This is a genomic window from Bacteroides sp. AF39-11AC (assembly GCF_003474285.1).
Taxonomy (GTDB): Bacteria; Bacteroidota; Bacteroidia; order Bacteroidales; family Bacteroidaceae; genus Bacteroides.
Window position 1 is genome coordinate 188,289 of record NZ_QROH01000011.1, and the last position, 17,758, is coordinate 206,046.

A 17,758-nucleotide genomic window follows, 5' to 3' on the forward strand; every position below is an offset into this window, starting at 1 on the left:
ATCTACTTTTTATGGATAATCGTTAGCCCGTCCCGTAAGGGAAGGATTACTTTTTCTACCCGTATATCATGTGCTACATATTCATTGAATGCTTTAATTCCGATGGTTTGTAAGTCATTGCTACGCGGATGATCCTCCAATACATGATTATCCCATAAAGTATTATCAGCGATAATATAGCCTCCTTCGGAAAGATTGGAAAGCACCATTTCATAATAATCAATGTATTTCCGCTTATCCCCGTCAATGAAAGCCAAATCAAACGTAATGCCCAGTTGTGGTACCAATTGCAATGCATCACCTATGTAGAACTTTATCTTGTTTGCATATTCAGACTCTTCCAACCACGGGCGGGTAAAGTCTTCCTGCTCATCATTGATCTCAAAAGTGTATAACATGCCTTCCTCTGATAAACCCTCGGCCATACAAAGAGCTGAATAGCCACTATATGTACCGATTTCCAATATTCGCCGAGGACAGATCATCTTGACAAACATCTTCAGCATCCGGCCCTGCAAGTGCCCCGACGCCATACGCGGATAAAGCAATTTGAGGTGTGTATCTCGATAAAGAGCTTTCAGATAGTCGCCCTCATCGTCAATGTGCTGCAATATATATTCGTCTATGGTCATAACAATTGTCAACAGACAATTGACAGTTGACAATTGACAATTACTATGCAGAATGACAGCGTAGCAAATTGTCAATTGTCAATTATCAATTAATTAGAGGTATCTATTCTTATTGGGTAATACGCTGTCTTCTGAATATTTTAAAGCATCTCCCACCACATTGATTTCAAGGAAAGAGGTGTGTGTGCCTGCTTTACCGCTACTCAGATAGCCTACCATATCAGTCTCAGATAAGCGACCTTCTTTCAGCAGACGACGCAAAGCTGCAAAATAGTACTCTTGTCCATTAGCAAGCTCCGGCATATAAATAGCTTCCACGCCATAGGAAAGTGCCAGATGACGCATCGTCTTTTCCTTATAACAAATAGCCAGTACCGGATATTTACCACGGAATGCAGCCAGATTGCGGGCTGTACGTCCACTGTAACTATCAGTAATGATTGCACGTATCTTCAGTTTCGAAGTAGCTTTTACAGCTTGCTTGGCAAGGAAAGCAGTTACGTCATTGCTATTTTCATCCAACGGAATACGAATATCATTATCAGCCAATTTATCTTTTTCTGCCTGTGCAGCAACCTTTGTCATAGTCTTCACTGCATCCAGTGGATATTTACCATAAGCTGTTTCACCGCTCAGCATCAAAGCATCCGTACGATAATAGATAGCATTTGCAATGTCTGTTACCTCTGCACGGGTAGGACGCGGATTAGTAATCATTGTATGAAGCATCTGGGTAGCCACAATTACCGGCTTTTTAGCCAAAATACATTTACGAATCAGCAAACGTTGAATTCCGGGAATACGTTCTTGCGGAACTTCAATACCCAAGTCGCCACGAGCTACCATTACACCGTCAGCCACTTCCAGAATTTCATCGATGTTATCAACGCCTTCCTGATTTTCAATCTTAGCAACAATCCGGATATCACTGTTATGGGCATCCAATATTTCCTTTATATCCAGGACATCCTGTTTATTACGTACAAAAGAGTGAGCAATAAAATCGATATCTTTCTCAATGGCGTACAGGATATTCGTACGGTCCTTCTCCGTCAGAGAAGGAAGATTGATACGTACACCCGGTACATTTACACTCTTACGGCTTCCCAGAGTAGCATCATTTTGTATCTCACACACCAGATAATCATCCGTCTTTTCCACAACGACCATTTCCAGATCGCCATCGTCTATAAGAATATGTATGCCGACAGCTACATCGTGCACAAAGTTCGGATAAGATACAGAAATACATTCGCGCGTAGTGTCCAAATCCGGATTACCTACCACTTTTACCTTATCCCCTACTTTATACGGAATAGGTTCAGCACAGATGGTAGTGCGCACCTCCGGTCCCTTAGTATCCATCAGGATAGCTATGCGATTAGATACCGCACGCACATTATTTATCAACATCTCCGAACCTTCGCGGCCAAGATGTGCCGTGTTCATACGCACCACATTCATACCGGCTTCAAACAAGCCTTTTATAAAATCAACGTCGCAGCGTTTATCAGAAATGGTTGCAACGATCTTAGTCTGTTTTAATAACATAATCTTATACCTATTTATTTAATCATTTATCACTTATCAACGCTTCCAGCGCCAGGCGGTAGGAGTTCAACCCGAAACCGCAGATAACGCCTTTACAGGCGCAAGCCATCATAGATACATGACGGAAAGCCTCACGAGCATGCACATTAGAAATATGTACCTCGATAACCGGAGAAGTAACCGAACGGATAGCATCCTGCAGGGCGATAGAGGTATGCGTGTAGGCACCCGCATTCAGGATGATCCCATCCACATCAAAACCGGTTTGCTGAATCTTATCTATCAGCTCTCCCTCGATGTTCGACTGGAAGTAGTCTATCTGTATATCAGTATACTTCTGACGAAGTTCGGCAAGGTAATCTTCAAAAGTAACACTGCCGTAAATGGAAGGTTCACGTTTGCCCAGCAGATTGATATTCGGGCCATTAATTATTTGTATCCTCATAACACAATTTTTTATACCTTTGTCCCGGAAGTACCTGCTCCGTACCAAGTCCGTACCAAGTCCGTACCAAGTCCAAGTGTATAGATACGGAGCGAATACGGAGCAGACACGGCTCAGATATGCCCTAAGAAATATTTAAATCGAGTTGCAAAGATAGTGCAGACCGTACGCAGAAGCAAATTTATCAGTATTCTGCTAAAGTGCAGCCTATTTTCGCGGAGCAAAGGTAGAAAAAAGAAATGAAAACAGAAGAAAAATCAACGAATAACGAGAGACAAGCGTTGATAATCAGAAAGTACCAGCAATATTTAAAGTTAGAAAAGGCTCTGTCGGCCAATACGCTTGATGCCTACCTGACCGATCTTGACAAATTGCTGTGTTTTCTGAAAACAGAAAACATCGATATGCTGGCTGTGACTCTGGATGATTTGCAACGCTTTGCCGCCGGATTACACGACATCGGTATTCATCCTCGCTCGCAAGCACGTATCATGTCGGGAATAAAATCTTTCTTCCACTTTCTGGTCATGGCAGACTATCGGGAAGATGATCCCAGCGAACTACTCGAAGGTCCTAAAATCGGATTCAAACTACCCGAAGTGCTTACCGTCGAAGAAATAGATACTATTATCTCCACTGTAGACATGAGTAAGAAGGAAGGACAGCGCAACCGGGCTATCCTGGAAACCCTATACAGCTGCGGATTACGTGTCTCGGAACTTTGTAACCTGAAGTTATCCGAACTCTACTTTGACGAGGGTTTCATCAAGGTAGAAGGAAAAGGCAGCAAACAGCGTTTAGTCCCTATTTCTCCCCGTGCCATCAAGGAAATAAAATACTGGCTGCTCGACCGTAATCTTGGTAAAATAAAGAAAGGATTTGAAGATTATGTTTTCCTAGCCCGATGGGGAAATAGCATTTCACGCATCATGGTTTTTCACCTGATTAAAGAGCTGGCAGAGAAAGCCGGCATCACCAAAAATATCAGTCCGCACACCTTCCGCCATTCTTTCGCTACCCACTTGTTGGAAGGAGGTGCCAACCTCCGTGCCATCCAATGTATGCTGGGACACGAGTCTATCGCAACCACTGAAATCTACACCCATATCGACCGGAATATGTTGCGAAGTGAGATCATTGAGCATCATCCACGAAACATTAAGTACCGAAAAGATACAGGATTTCATTAAATTATAATAAAATTGGCTATTCGTTTCAGATTGTGCCGATAGATTTAATATCTTTGCGAGGCTATTATTATGTGGTAATAGGCACTAATAAAAACGAGTAGACTAATTTCAATTACAAACAATTAATTTATACCTAAGATGACTAAGAAATTGTATCTGCCTTTGTTAATGGCACTGGTTGTTGCTCTTTCATCATGTAGCAGCAAAATGGGTGAATTATCCTCTGATTACTTCACTGTGACTCCTCAGGTTCTTGAAGCCATAGGCGGAAAAGTACCGGCCACGATTAATGGGAAATTCCCTGAAAAGTATTTTAACAAGAAAGCCGTAGTGGAAGTAACTCCGGTTTTGAAATGGAACGGTGGCGAAGCTAAAGGTCAGCCTGCTGTATTCCAAGGAGAAAAAGTAGAAGGTAACGATCAGACTATCTCTTACAAGATGGGTGGTAATTACACGATGAAAACTTCTTTTGACTATGTTCCTGAAATGGCTAAGTCTGAATTGTATCTGGAGTTCAAAGCCACAATCGGCAAGAAAACAGTAACTATCCCTGCTGTAAAGGTAGCTGACGGTGTGATTTCTACTTCTGAAATGATTGGACAGACATTGGGCAGTGCTAATCCTGCTAATGGTGACGACGCTTTCCAGCGTATCATCAAGGAAAAACACGATGCTAACATCATGTTCCTTATCCAGCAAGCTAACGTTCGCGCCAGCGAATTGAAAGCCGCTAAGGAATTCAACGAAGAAGTGAAGAATGTAGACGGTGCTGTAAACAAGAAGATCAGCAACATCGAAATTTCTGCTTATGCATCTCCCGATGGTGGTGTAAGCCTGAACACTAAGTTGGCTGAAAACCGTCAGGACAACACTGCAAAAGTTATCAACCAGAACTTAAAGAAATCTAAAGTTGACGCAGCTATCGATACTAAATACACTGCTCAAGACTGGCAAGGTTTCCAGGAATTGGTATCTAAATCCAATATTCAGGATAAAGAACTGATCCTTCGTGTTCTGTCTATGTATTCTGATCCTGAACAAAGAGAACAGGAAATCAAGAACATCTCTTCTGTTTATAAGAACTTAGCTGACGATATCTTGCCGCAGTTGCGTCGTTCACGTCTGACTTTGAACTATGAAATCATCGGTAAGTCCGACGAAGAAATTGCAAGTCTGGCTGCATCTGATCCTAAGCAGTTGAATATAGAAGAATTGCTGTATGCAACTACACTGACTAACGATCCGGCTAAGCAAGAAGTCATCTTCACTAAAGCTACTCAAATCTATCCGAACGATTTCCGTGCTTACAACAACTTAGGTAAGTTGGCTTATCAGGCAGGTAACCTTGACAAAGCTGAAAGCTACTTCAAGAAAGCTGCTTCTATCAAAGATGCTCCTGAAGTTAACATGAACCTCGGTTTGATCGCTTTGATAAAGGGTGACAAGAACTCTGCTGAAAGCTATCTGAGCAAGGCTTCAGGTGCTAAAGAACTGAACGAAGCATTAGGTAACCTGTATGTTGCTCAAGGTCAATATGACAGAGCTGTAAGCGCATTCGGTGACACTAAGACTAACAGTGCTGCTTTGGCACAGATCTTGGCTAAGGACTACAACAAGGCTAAAAACACTTTGGCTAGTGTAGCAAAACCTGACGCTTATACTGACTACTTGATGGCTGTATTAGGTGCAAGAACCAACAATGCTTCTATGGTAACCAGCAGTTTGAAGAACGCTGTTGCTAAAGAACCGTCATTGGCTAAGAAGGCTGCTTCTGACTTGGAATTTGCTAAGTATTTCACGAATGCAGAATTTATGAGCATCGCTCAGTAAGAAATTGTTCATGATTAAAATAGTATAAAAAAAAACTGTTAGATGCCCGCCATTGAGAAATGTCGGGCATTTCTTTTTTATTATCTGCAAAAGCCGTACTTTCGCGGAAAAGTATTTCAAAATGAAGAAAGTCTGTCTATTATATTTTCTATTAATCGCCCTTTTTGCCTGTGGTGAAAAGAAAACCGACAGCATCAGTCTCAATGGAGAAATCAAGGGATTGGGCAATGATACCATCTATTTATATGGTGCGGATAGAATGTATGACCGTATGGATACACTGATTGTAGAAAACGATAAATTCTCTACAACACTTTCCGCTGATACATTAGTGAGTACTATCTTATTATTCAGTGATGGAACGGAATCCCCGCTCTTCATGGATAAAGGAAACAAAATACAAATAAAAGGATCCGCAGCTGAGCTATCCTCATTGCAAATCAGCGGTAATGCTCCTAACCAAGATCTAACAGACTTCAATCAGGAACTAAAAGGGCTGGGTACACCTTCCGAGAAAGCTTTGGAAGAGAAAGTAGAGAATTTTATAACCAAACATCCCTCTTCATTAGCCAACATTTATCTGTTGGATAAATATTTTGTACAGAACCCCCAGCCCAATCTGGAACAAATAAAGAAACTAGCTGACCGTATGACCGGTGATCTGAAAGACCGTCCTTACATGGAAACATTGTTAAAGCATATCGAAGAAGAAGAAAAAGTAGATATAGGAAAAACAGCTCCTTATTTCCGCATACGCAATACAGAAGGCAAAGATATCAACCGTTCCGATTTCAAAGACAAATATCTACTGATACAGTTCTGGGCTTCATGGGATACCATCAGCCGGGAAAAGAATGCAATGTTCCGCCGTATCTATAAGAAAGAACAAAAGAACAAAAACTTCGCATTAATGGGCATTTCCCTTGACCTGGACAGAGAGAAATGGTTGGAAGCGGTTAAACAAGATACTTTGAAGTGGGAACAGACCTGCGAATATTCCGGATGGGATGGAGATGTTGCCAAACTATTCTCCATACATACTCTCCCAGCCAATATCCTAATCAGTCCCACAGGTAAAATAGAAGGAAAAAACTTGGATGAAAAGGCTATTGAAGATAAACTGAAAGAAATAGCCCAGAAAGAAAAAGAGAAGTAACCATTAATCACTAATCACAAATAAGCACGTGTTAATCAAAGTTTTCGGAGCGGCTGTACAAGGTATTGACGCAACCCTCATCACCATTGAAGTAAACAGTTCACGAGGTTGCATGTTTTATCTTGTCGGGCTACCGGACTCTGCTGTAAAAGAAAGCCACCAACGCATTATATCCGCACTACAGGTAAACGGATATCGGATACCTACCAGTAACATTGTGATTAATATGGCTCCTGCAGACATCCGTAAGGAGGGATCCGCATACGACCTTCCACTTGCTATCGGCATGCTCGCCGCCGGAGAAGTAATCCAATCCGATAAATTAAACCGCTATCTGATGATGGGTGAACTGAGCCTGGACGGTAGCTTACAACCCATTAAAGGCGCTCTTCCTATTGCCATTAAAGCACGGGAATTAGGATTCGAAGGTATCATCGTCCCTCGGCAGAACGCTCGTGAAGCAGCAGTAGTCAATAAAATCCAAGTATATGGAGTGGAGAACATCAGAGAAGTCATAGAGTTCTTCAATGACAAGCAGGAACTAACCCCTACTATTGTCAATACCCGTGAGGAATTCTATGCGCAACAAAGTGATTTCGATCTTGACTTCGCGGATGTAAAAGGGCAGGAGAATGTAAAACGTGCATTGGAAGTTGCCGCAGCTGGTGGACACAATATTATCCTCATTGGTGCACCTGGCAGCGGAAAATCCATGCTCGCTAAACGTCTTCCTTCGATTTTGCCTCCTCTCTCATTGGGAGAAAGTCTTGAAACAACCAAGATACACTCAGTGGCAGGGAGATTGCAGGCAAATGAAGGGCTTATCTCCAAACGCCCGTTTCGTGATCCTCACCATACTATTTCTACAGTGGCGATGACAGGAGGCGGCAGTTATCCACAACCCGGTGAAATAAGTCTGGCACATAATGGCATTTTGTTTCTGGATGAACTCCCGGAATTCAATCGCAGTGTGCTGGAAGTTCTCCGCCAACCACTGGAGGACCGTAAAATTACTATCTCCCGTGTAAAAAGCAATGTAGAATACCCTGCCAGCTTTATGCTGGTTGCCTCCATGAATCCATGTCCCTGCGGCTATTATAACCATCCCACCAAATCTTGTGTATGTAGTCCGGGACAAGTACAGAAATACCTGAACCGCATTTCCGGTCCTTTACTCGACCGTATAGACCTGCAAATCGAAGTTGTCCCCGTACCTTTCGAGAAAATGTCTGATGCACAGCCCGGAGAGGCAAGTAGCATCATACGGGAACGCGTAATACATGCACGCCAGATTCAGGAAAACAGATATGCCGAGGTTGCTGGTGTCTACTGCAACGCACAAATGACCAGCAAACTCCTGTCATTATATGCCCGTCCGGACGACAGAGGACTCATGTTATTGAAAAATGCCATGAACCGGCTAAATCTTTCTGCCCGCGCTTACGATCGCATACTAAAAGTAGCACGTACTATCGCCGACCTTGAGAGCAGTGACCTGATACAGCCTTCACATTTAGCAGAAGCCATCGGCTACAGAAACCTGGATAGAGAGGACTGGGCAGGGTAATTCAAGGAAAAAAACGATAGTTCACTATTTTCCCCCTAATTTGCATCATTTTCCCCCTAACTCCGACAGTATTGGTTTAGATTTGCAGTAATCAAAATCTAAAATACTATGGAGGCAAAGACATTATTTCGTTTTTTCCCTGAGCTGCTACTTATAACAAAAAGCAGTTTGAAATACTTATCTTCATTATTTACATTACATCCATTAAGAGATAGTAATATAAAGCAAAAATTCATTTATCTTTTAGCTTCATAACAAATTATATATCAATATGTTACAACAAGCATGTAATATCAATGAAATATATTTGTAATAGACCAACCCTACTTTTGCAGGCAAAATAATATTTATAAATATAGAGAAAAGAAAATTATTTTATAACTAAAACTTTATTTTATGCTGAATGTACAATTAAAAAGAAAGAGAACATTTGCACAAAGCATGCTCTTTGTAGTGTTCTTGCTAAGCAGTACCTTAGCATTCGCCCAAAACAAGGTGACCGGTACTGTAACAGACAAGGCAGGCGAACCACTAATCGGTGTCAATGTGCTAGAGTCCGGCACCAGCAACGGTTGCATTACCGATATAGACGGTAAATACTCTCTGAATGTAGAAAAAGGAAAGACACTTATTTTCTCTTTTATAGGCTATAGTAAGCAGGAAGTAAAAGTGACCCAGAATGTTATGAATGTGACGATGAACGAGGATACTGAATTGCTGGACGAAGTAGTGGTAATCGGCTACGGAAGCATCTCACGTAAGGATGTGACCAGTTCTATCTCCACCGTTAAATCCAAAGACCTCAACGTAGGTGCGTACACCGATCCCGGTCAGCTGCTTCAGGGCAAGGTTCCCGGATTGGTTATCGTTCAGAACTCTGACCCTAACGGAGGTGTTAACTCACTCACACTGCGTGGTGCTTCCACTCTTAATGGTTCAACATCTCCTCTTTACGTAGTCGACGGTATCCCCGGTGTAAATCTCAATCTCATTTCACCCAATGATATCGAATCTATCGATGTACTCCGTGATGCATCAGCTACCGCTATTTATGGTTCAAAGGCAGCAAACGGTGTCATCATGGTTACCACCAAGCGTGGCTCTGATGGTCCTGCACGTGTAACATATAGCGGTTATGTATCATGGGAAAATATCAGCAATGATCATGAAATGATGAGTGCCGACGAGCTTCGTGCTTATGCCAAAGCAAATAATCTGACTATCCCTAACGACAAAGGTGCCAACACCAATTGGGCAGATGAAGTGCAACGTACCGGTTTCGCCCATAACCATAATCTCTCGATTACCGGTGGCAATAAGAGTACTACTTATAATGCCAGCATCAACTACATTGAACGTGACGGAATTATCAAAGGTGTGGGAAATAATCTTTTCACTGCCCGCACCTATGTTGAAACCAAAACCCTTAAAGACCGCCTCACCCTCTCCGCAGGACTAAACGGCAACATTCGCAATGAATGGGGAGTACCCCGTGGTGGTCAGGGTGCATCGGTTTATAATGCAATGTACTATTACTCACCTCTTGTACCCAGCCAGAATGAAGATGGAAGCTGGTACAAAGACATGGGAATCTCTCAGAACTATAATCCTTTGGCACTGATTTATGAAGATGAAAGTCGGGCTACTTACAAGCGTATCCAAGCCACAGGTAAAGCAAGCTTAAAAATCATTGATGACCTTTTCCTTAGTGCCAATTTCTCGTACGAGAACCAAAATTATAGCTATAGGGACTATTATTCTCACGAATCACAGACAAACAATCGCGGAGGAGAGACCAGCCGCAATACGACTGAAGACATTAAGAAACTGATGGAAATCTATGGAAATTATGACAAGACTTTCAATGACGCCCACAAGCTCGGTCTGATGGTCGGTTATTCATGGGAAGAGCAAAACAACGGTGAAGGTTTTGGGGCAAGAGGCTATAACTTCTATGATGATTCTCTCTGGTGGAACAATATCGGTATGGCCAATTCATGGGATGAAGATCCTGTCTGGGCCAATACACTCTCTACTATCCGTATGATTTCATTTTACGGTCGTGCAAACTACTCATACAAAAGTAAGTATATCCTTCAAGCGGCTATACGCCGTGACGGTTCATCAACATTCGGTAGCAATCACAGATGGGCCACTTTCCCATCGGGCGCAATTGCATGGCGCCTTTCTGAAGAAGATTTCATTAAAGACCTTGGTATCTTCGATGACTTAAAGTTACGTGCCGGCTGGGGACAGAGCGGTAATGCCATGGGATTTGACATTTATACTTCACGTTTCTACTATGCCGGTGGAGCCCGTTTTGTCTATACCGACCCAGAAACTGGCAAAGAAACTAGTTACAAGAGTTTGAATGCAGCTCGTAACGTCAACCCCGACCTTAAATGGGAAACTACTACCATGTTAAACCTCGGTATCGACTTCTCATTCCTTGGAGGTCGCATCAACGGTACTATCGAGTATTATAACAAGACTACAAAAGACATGATTTGGTCATATCCTATTTCCACAAGTTATTATCCCTATGGATGGATGGTAGCCAACGTGGGCAAAATGAACAACCGTGGTATTGAACTGAGTCTGAACGCAACTCCTATCCAGGGACGCAATTTCACTTGGAATACATCGCTCAACCTCTCTCATAATCGCAATAAGATTGTGAGCCTCTCCAACCAAGAGTATAACGCAGGTGTACTGAACCGTTACAATCCAGAGTTGCCAGGTGCTTCTACCGCCACCATCCAGCGCATTATAGAAGGTGAACCCATCGGAACTTTTTACATGTGGGAATGGGCTGGCTATGATCAAAACGGAGTATCCCAATTTTACGTGCATGACAAAGAGACCGGAGAGCGTACAGGTGAAACCACCAATACCCCAGAAGAAAAAGACCGTACCATCGTGGGTAATGCACAACCTTGGTTGACGATGGGCTGGAACAATAATCTGACGTATAAGAATTGGGATTTCAACGCATTCTTTACAGGAGTGTTTGGACAGAAGATCTTCAACGAGCCCCGTGCTTTCTTCAGTAACATCGCTAACGTTACTGAAGGCAAGAATGTAATGAAATCCATCGTATCGGAACAGAAAGCAACCGATTCATTCTCCTCGCTTCCGTCCGACCGCTATCTTGAGAATGGTAGCTACTTCCGTTTGTCAACCCTTACAGTCGGTTATACTTTCCGCAACTTCAACGGTTGGCTCCGCGATGTGCGTCTCTACGCTTCTTGCAACAATGTGTTCACTCTGACCGGTTACAAGGGACGTGACCCTGAAATCAACCTCGGTGGTGAAACTCCCGGTTGCGATACACGTAGCGACCACTATCCCCGTACCCGCCAATTCCTTGTAGGTGCAACTATTAACTTCTAATAAATTAGCAGATTATGAAATCATATATAAAACTTTTATTGCTTTCGGGTGTACTTGCCGGCACTACTGCCTGCACTGACCTTGATACGGACATCAAAACCCAATATACTACCTATCCCGATAATCCCATTGCAGCAAATGCCAAGCTCGAAGCTTGTTATTACTACCTCCGTAACGAAGTCGGTCTAGGCCGTAATTACTGGGAAGGCGTTATGCTTCAGGGAGATGAACTGATGGGATTATCCTTTAACGGTAGTTATTATGACAACGGTCGTCTGGTTAACCCTTTCATTCACGACTTGAAACCCGATACTCCGGGAGTAGGACAAATGGGTGACTTAAAATCGGGCATCTCCTATTGCAACACTGTGATTGTGGAAATAGGAGGTCCTGAGGGCAAAGACGACATTGTGGCTCCGGTACGTGCTATCCGCGCATTCTACCACTTCATGATGATGGATCTTTATGGCGATGTACCCTTGATGGACCACACCCCCGAAGAAGGAGAAGTCATAGAACGTGCTCCACGCGCTGATGTAGCCCGTTTCATAGAAAGCGAGCTCCTTGAAATCATGCCTCAGCTTACCGAAGAAAATAATGCCGACACCTACGGTCGCCCTAACAAATGGATGGCGAAAGCACTGCTTGCCAAACTCTATTTGAACTGGGGTGTGTACACATGTGGTGATGTCACTAAGGTCACCAATGATACCCCCAACGAAAAGCTTAATGAACTTGTGGCCGTATGTGATGACATCATCGAATCTGGCATATTCGAGGTCGGCAAGGGCTATCGTAAGAAGTTCTTCCCTAACAACGGTGTTCATATCAAGGACTTCATCTATGCTATGGACTTTGACCCGGTAAAGATACCGACCAAATATGTAGGAGGGCATCAACTCGACCGCTTCATGACATTCAAGAAAGCTAATAATTGTAATGTAGGTCCGTGGGGATTCATTCCTGCCAAGTCCGTAGCAGGAGTTTATGTACTGGTACCCGAATGCGTAGATCGTTTTAATCTTCCGGGTGACGAACGCAATCAGATAATACTTGGAGGTCCTCAGTATGCAACCGACCCAGTAAACTATGAGTTTACCAATACCCCCATCCTATACAACGGTCAACAAGTGAACTATACCAAGGAAATTCTATTCAGTGGAACAGGTGGCATAAGCAAACTTGACGTCGGTGCAGACTCGGAGACTGCCAACCTTATGAAAGGGTACCATCTTGGGAAATATCCTTCTACTGCCGAAGATTACACAGACCGTGATCGCCTATGTGGCAATGATATCCCTATCTTCCGCTATGCTGACATTCTTTTGTCCAAGGCAGAAGCTATTCTTCGCGGTGCCACTGCCACAATGGGGCATACTCCTGCTTCATTGATGAATGAAGTACGTGACTGCGCAAGCGCACCCCATGTAACCGGCACTCCCACTCTTCAAGACCTTCTTGACGAGCGAGGTCGTGAGTTCATCTGTGAAATGTGGAGACGCCAGGACTTGATCCGCTTTGGTCAGTTTGAGAATGACTGGGGGGTAAAGAACATTGTCAACCCTGGTGCTAAAACCGAATTATGGCGTCGCATAATGCCTATTCCACTTGGTGAAATGGATACTAATACCAACTGGTCACAGAATTTCGGTTATTAATATAGAGAAAAGAAAGAGCCGGTATATCATATTTAAAGTTTAAAAAGGCTTTCAAGCCCTGTATTACGATTTACGGAACCCAAAACGGATCGGATACAGGGCTTTCTTTACATTTAACAAAGACAATTGCCAATGAAAAGCAAATTATTCACACTATCTGTCCTACTATTGTTCTCCGCAAATACCTTTGCACAGGACACCAAACTCACAGATTATGTAGATCCACGCATTGGTTCCGAAGGACTGGGACGAGTCTTTATCGGCCCTTCCTACCCCTACGGAATGGTGAAACCTTCACCAGACTGTACCCCACGCCCGAACAGCGGCTGGCTACCCATGCCCGAACAGGTAGACGGTTTCTCTCAAGTACACGTCAGCGGAACAGGTGGCGGACCTAAATATGGCAATATCCTTGTAATGCCTTTCGGCGACGGAATGGACCGAACAAAGCATATCGATCACCGCAAGTACGAAACTATTAAATTAGGATATTATACCACCCAATTCCAAGCTTCCGGTATACAGACAGAAATAACTACCGCACCTAAAGCCTCATTCTATCGTTTCACCTATCCCAAAGACTCTCTGAAGTCACTGGCCATCGATGCCGGATTCTTCTTAGGTGAAAGTCCCGTACCCGATGCACGCGAGGCACAACAATTTGTAGGCTCCGAAATACAAATCATCTCCGACCGCGAAGTCATCGGTTATACCCGTATCCGTGGCGGATGGAACAATGGTCGTGCCTACACTGTCTACTTTTATGCGGAAACGGATAAACCTTTCGTAAATACAGCTACCTGGAAAGGTGATAAGATAACAAATGAAAAGTTCCAATACGACTCACACCAAAAGACCGGAGCATTACTACGCTTCAATTCATCTGAAGAAGTGGTACAGTTGAAAGTAGGTATCTCCTTTCTCAGCTCACTGAAAGCCCGCCAGAATGCTCACTCCGATATTCCTCATTGGTCATTCGAGACCGCATATCAGCAACTTCTGACCCAATGGGAAAACTTACTCCAAAGAATTGAAATCTCTCCCCGTACCCCCGAAGCACAGAAACGTATGTTCTATACCGGCCTCTATCACACCATGATTATGCCTGTAGACCGTAGTGGAGAGAATCCTCTCTGGGCAGATAATGAACCTTATTATGATGACTTCTATGCCATCTGGGACACTTATCGCACTTCTTCACCGCTCATTACCCTGATAGATCCGAAACGCGAAACAGACATCGTCCGCTCACTCATCAACATCTACAAACGAGACGGTTACATGCCTGATGCCCGTAGTGGCAACTGCAACGGACGTACACAAGGCGGCTCCAATGCCGAGATCGTAATAGCCGACGCCTTCGTAAAAGGCCTGGAAGGAATAGATTATGAACTCGGCTTGCAAGCCATGCTGAAAGATGCAACCGTCTGTCCCGGCGACCGCCATGAAGCAGAAGGACGGGGCGGACTGATCCCTTATCTGGAACTCGGTTATATCCCCTACGGCATTCCCCGTGCCGGAAACCGTACCGTGGAATACTCCTATTGCGATTATGCCATTGGCCTGGTTGCCAAAGGGTTGGAAAAAGAAGACCTTTATCAGCACTATCTGAAGCAATCCGGAAACTGGAAGAACCTCTGGCGTGACGATTATGAACATGCCGGTGCCAAAGGTTTCATTCTGCCCCGCGATGAAAAAGGCAACTGGCTCGATGAAATCACTTTCGGAAAGTCCAATATACAAAAACCGACCTTTACCTATACCCCCGTCACTTTCGAAGGTCCCTGGTACACGCCTTGGTGGGACATGTTCTTCTACGAAGCTTCCTCATGGGAATATTCCCTAAGCATACCGCACGATGTTCCCGGACTGATAGAAAAATGCGGCGGTGCAGAGAAGTTTGAAGCACGCCTGGACATCTTCTTCGATCAGGGTTTCTTCAACGTAAACAATGAGCCTTCTTTCCTTTCTCCTTGTCTTTACCATTGGCTGGGAAAACCCTACCGTAGCAGTGACCGTATCCACCAAATCATTGCTAAGAACTATAATGATGGACCTATAGGACTACCGGGCAACGATGACTCCGGTGCCATGTCCTCATGGCTTGCCTTCCACATGATGGGACTATACCCCAATGCCGGACAGGACTATTACCTGATCAATACTCCTTTGCTGGAAGAAACAATCTTCCGGTTAGATAACGGAAAGACTTTCAAGATATCCACTCAGGGGCTTTCTGATAAGAACAGATATATACAATCCGTTACATTGAATGGAAAAACTTACCCCTACTCAGCTATACGGCATAAAGACATCGTTGCAGGTGGCGAACTGATCCTGAAGATGGGAAAGCAACCGAGTGAATGGGGCAAACAATTATTGTTGAACGAAGAAAACGAGAAGTAATGAAGAAATATATGATTCTATCCGTCTTGCTATGTCTGGGCTTCACCGGAAGTCTATTTGCACAGAGCATTATGCCCGATACATTGCTATTTGTATTCAAATTACACGGACAGACACGGAAATATAAAATGTCTTTTCAAGAAAAGCAGGATTCTATATACCTGTATTGGGGAATAGAACGCAATTTGAAATGGCAATCGGGAAGCTATGCTATGGGCCGCGAATCCATAGAACAAGCTACACGGCTCAGTTTCCTGCAACCGGAAGATGGTAAGCACGTACAGCTCTCTCCGGAGGAAACAGTTTATTTCCTTTCCCGTTCCGCCTACAAGCAATTAAAGGAGCAGCGAACACTTGTCTACAATCAAACGACGTACTCTGTCCTGGACAGTAACGAACGGGCTTTAGGTTATCCGCTTATTCATGTGAAGGATACCGTGGAAGGATGCGAGATGTGGATACTGGATAATCCTAAGTTAGCGTTAGTATGGAGAACTTGTAATAATCCGTTGGGGGTTAACTGGGAAGTAGAATAATGAAAGAATCCCTGTCTCTACTGATATTTCACAGTAAGAGACAAGGATATTTAAATAAGTGGACTAAAAATCCGAATATTCAAGACAGTCGGATAACATATTAGATTGAACAAAATAAATTAGACATCCCTATAAGTTATAGGGATGTCAATTAATGGATTCCAATTGGTTTTCCATATATCAAGTTCATATAACTCTCCCTTTTCGTCTAAGTATAAAGATGCTACAACTGTAATCCCATCTATGTCATCAAACAAGCAATCGCTAGCTTGAGATCCCCAATGATGTTCTTTGTAATCATCTATTCCATGAGGATGCAAAGCAAGGCTTCCCATTCCTCCGTCTGACAAGTCTGATACTAACAAATTACTTTTCCAATTGAGAGGAAAAGTATTATGCGATCTGCATATTAACTTTTCTAATAATTGGATTTCTAATGCTGTTGGACGTCTCATCTCATTTTCATCTTAGAGATAGTAAATGTAACATTTTAAGTTGAGAATTGCTAAAAAAATACATAAAAATCCCCATCTCTACTAATATTTTATAGAAAGAGACAGGGATATTTTAAATGAGTAAATTGAAAATTCGAATGTTCAAAACTTTTAAAGAATATATCCGACTGAACGAAAATTAGCGAACTAAATATCCGAAAAGTAAAGAACAAAGAATGACGTATCCGTTAAAATAGAAAATGAGAAAAAAGGATTTTAATCAAAGTATTCCGGAACATTCATTAACTGTTTATTTACATCCCAAGACACAGGCTTTTTCTTTTTGTCAAACCAATTAGCACCGTTTTTTAACCATTCTTTCCTATACTCCTTGATAGAAAAAAGATCATAATCTTCATTTCCGAATTCAACCCCACAACATGGACATATTTCATATGTAGGAGATTGCCCATCATCTCCCCAAGGCTTATCTTTCATATACAACCCACATATTCTACAATAATGTTCTTCTTTCATCATTATTTATTTTATTGATTAAACCAATACTCTATACCTCTCGCCGGTTTAAATAATGTCTTAGGAATACCATTATTATTCATTACACCGAAAGTATTAGTGAAAGGATTATATCTTAAAATATCACCATTATTTCTTACTTTAGTAAATGTTCCTTTAGGTGGATTGTGTAAGAAGTCTTTGGCACCTTCAACATATTGTTTTGCATTTTTAAACTGTGGAAAATCTTTTGAATGTTTCATCCAATGTTTATAGGCATTCCTTACTCCGCTCAAACTATTAGTTGCACTCCAAAGTTTCTTAGCCCCATTCCACAACGCATCCCACTTAAAAATAACACTTAATCCAGGCAAAGGAGGTTCTCCGGTAAATTGAAGTTCACCATCTTCAAGAGGACGATAAAGAGTCTTATTTATTTTTATA

14 protein-coding genes are annotated in these 17,758 nt (G+C 42.8%); 8 read left to right on the top strand and 6 right to left on the bottom strand.

Going from position 1 to position 17,758, the window contains the following annotated elements:
- Window positions 1–2 precede the first annotated feature (2 nt).
- The 3 genes from DW036_RS22210 to aroQ all read right to left on the bottom strand — a co-directional run bounded on the left by DW036_RS22210 (window position 3) and on the right by aroQ (window position 2,628).
- Window positions 3–632 carry an O-methyltransferase gene (locus tag DW036_RS22210; protein ID WP_118466236.1) on the bottom strand — a complete coding sequence of 210 codons (630 nt, stop codon included), beginning with the start codon at window positions 630–632 and terminating at the stop codon, window positions 3–5.
- Window positions 633–725: 93 nt separating this feature from the next.
- Window positions 726–2,183, bottom strand: a complete 1,458-nt coding sequence (gene pyk, locus DW036_RS22215; protein ID WP_118466237.1) for a pyruvate kinase — start codon at window positions 2,181–2,183, stop codon at window positions 726–728.
- A 22-nt stretch (window positions 2,184–2,205) separates the two neighbouring features.
- A complete protein-coding gene (gene aroQ / locus DW036_RS22220; RefSeq protein ID WP_118466238.1) occupies window positions 2,206–2,628 on the bottom strand; it encodes a type II 3-dehydroquinate dehydratase in 423 nt (140 codons plus the stop codon).
- A 239-nt stretch (window positions 2,629–2,867) separates the two neighbouring features.
- Here aroQ and xerD point away from each other — a divergent pair, with 239 nt between their 5' ends.
- The 8 genes from xerD (at window position 2,868) to DW036_RS22260 (ending at window position 16,364) form a co-directional block, all read left to right on the top strand.
- The gene (gene xerD, locus DW036_RS22225; protein ID WP_022393875.1) at window positions 2,868–3,818 is read left to right on the top strand and encodes a site-specific tyrosine recombinase XerD; all 951 of its coding nucleotides are present in this window, start codon (window positions 2,868–2,870) and stop codon (window positions 3,816–3,818) included.
- A gap of 138 nt (window positions 3,819–3,956) precedes the next feature.
- Window positions 3,957–5,648 (top strand): tetratricopeptide repeat protein, encoded by a 1,692-nt coding sequence (locus DW036_RS22230; RefSeq protein WP_118222955.1) that lies wholly within the window; start codon window positions 3,957–3,959, stop codon window positions 5,646–5,648.
- Window positions 5,649–5,769: 121 nt separating this feature from the next.
- A complete protein-coding gene (locus DW036_RS22235; RefSeq protein WP_118466239.1) occupies window positions 5,770–6,804 on the top strand; it encodes a TlpA disulfide reductase family protein in 1,035 nt (344 codons plus the stop codon).
- Between the two features lie 28 nt (window positions 6,805–6,832).
- Window positions 6,833–8,371 carry a YifB family Mg chelatase-like AAA ATPase gene (locus DW036_RS22240; RefSeq protein WP_118466240.1) on the top strand — a complete coding sequence of 513 codons (1,539 nt, stop codon included), beginning with the start codon at window positions 6,833–6,835 and terminating at the stop codon, window positions 8,369–8,371.
- A gap of 396 nt (window positions 8,372–8,767) precedes the next feature.
- Window positions 8,768–11,764 (top strand): TonB-dependent receptor, encoded by a 2,997-nt coding sequence (locus tag DW036_RS22245; RefSeq protein ID WP_118466241.1) that lies wholly within the window; start codon window positions 8,768–8,770, stop codon window positions 11,762–11,764.
- A gap of 14 nt (window positions 11,765–11,778) precedes the next feature.
- Complete coding sequence (locus tag DW036_RS22250; protein WP_118466242.1) at window positions 11,779–13,422, top strand: RagB/SusD family nutrient uptake outer membrane protein; 1,644 nt, start codon at window positions 11,779–11,781, stop codon at window positions 13,420–13,422.
- A 132-nt stretch (window positions 13,423–13,554) separates the two neighbouring features.
- Window positions 13,555–15,828, top strand: a complete 2,274-nt coding sequence (locus DW036_RS22255) for a GH92 family glycosyl hydrolase (protein WP_118466243.1) — start codon at window positions 13,555–13,557, stop codon at window positions 15,826–15,828.
- Window positions 15,828–16,364 (top strand): hypothetical protein, encoded by a 537-nt coding sequence (locus DW036_RS22260; RefSeq protein WP_118466244.1) that lies wholly within the window; start codon window positions 15,828–15,830, stop codon window positions 16,362–16,364. Before DW036_RS22255 ends, DW036_RS22260 begins: the two co-directional genes overlap by 1 nt.
- Before the next feature lie 119 nt (window positions 16,365–16,483).
- On the opposite strand, the gene DW036_RS22265 is transcribed toward DW036_RS22260, so the two are convergent.
- From DW036_RS22265 to DW036_RS22275, 3 genes are all read right to left on the bottom strand, one after another.
- Window positions 16,484–16,819 (bottom strand): hypothetical protein, encoded by a 336-nt coding sequence (locus DW036_RS22265; RefSeq protein WP_118466245.1) that lies wholly within the window; start codon window positions 16,817–16,819, stop codon window positions 16,484–16,486.
- Window positions 16,820–17,074: 255 nt separating this feature from the next.
- Entirely contained in the window at window positions 17,075–17,338 is a 264-nt protein-coding gene (locus DW036_RS22270) for a hypothetical protein (RefSeq protein WP_118466246.1), read from the bottom strand.
- 8 nt (window positions 17,339–17,346) lie between these two features.
- Window positions 17,347–17,758 (bottom strand): hypothetical protein (locus tag DW036_RS22275; protein WP_199685379.1); only part of this gene is annotated, 412 nt, incomplete at its 5' end.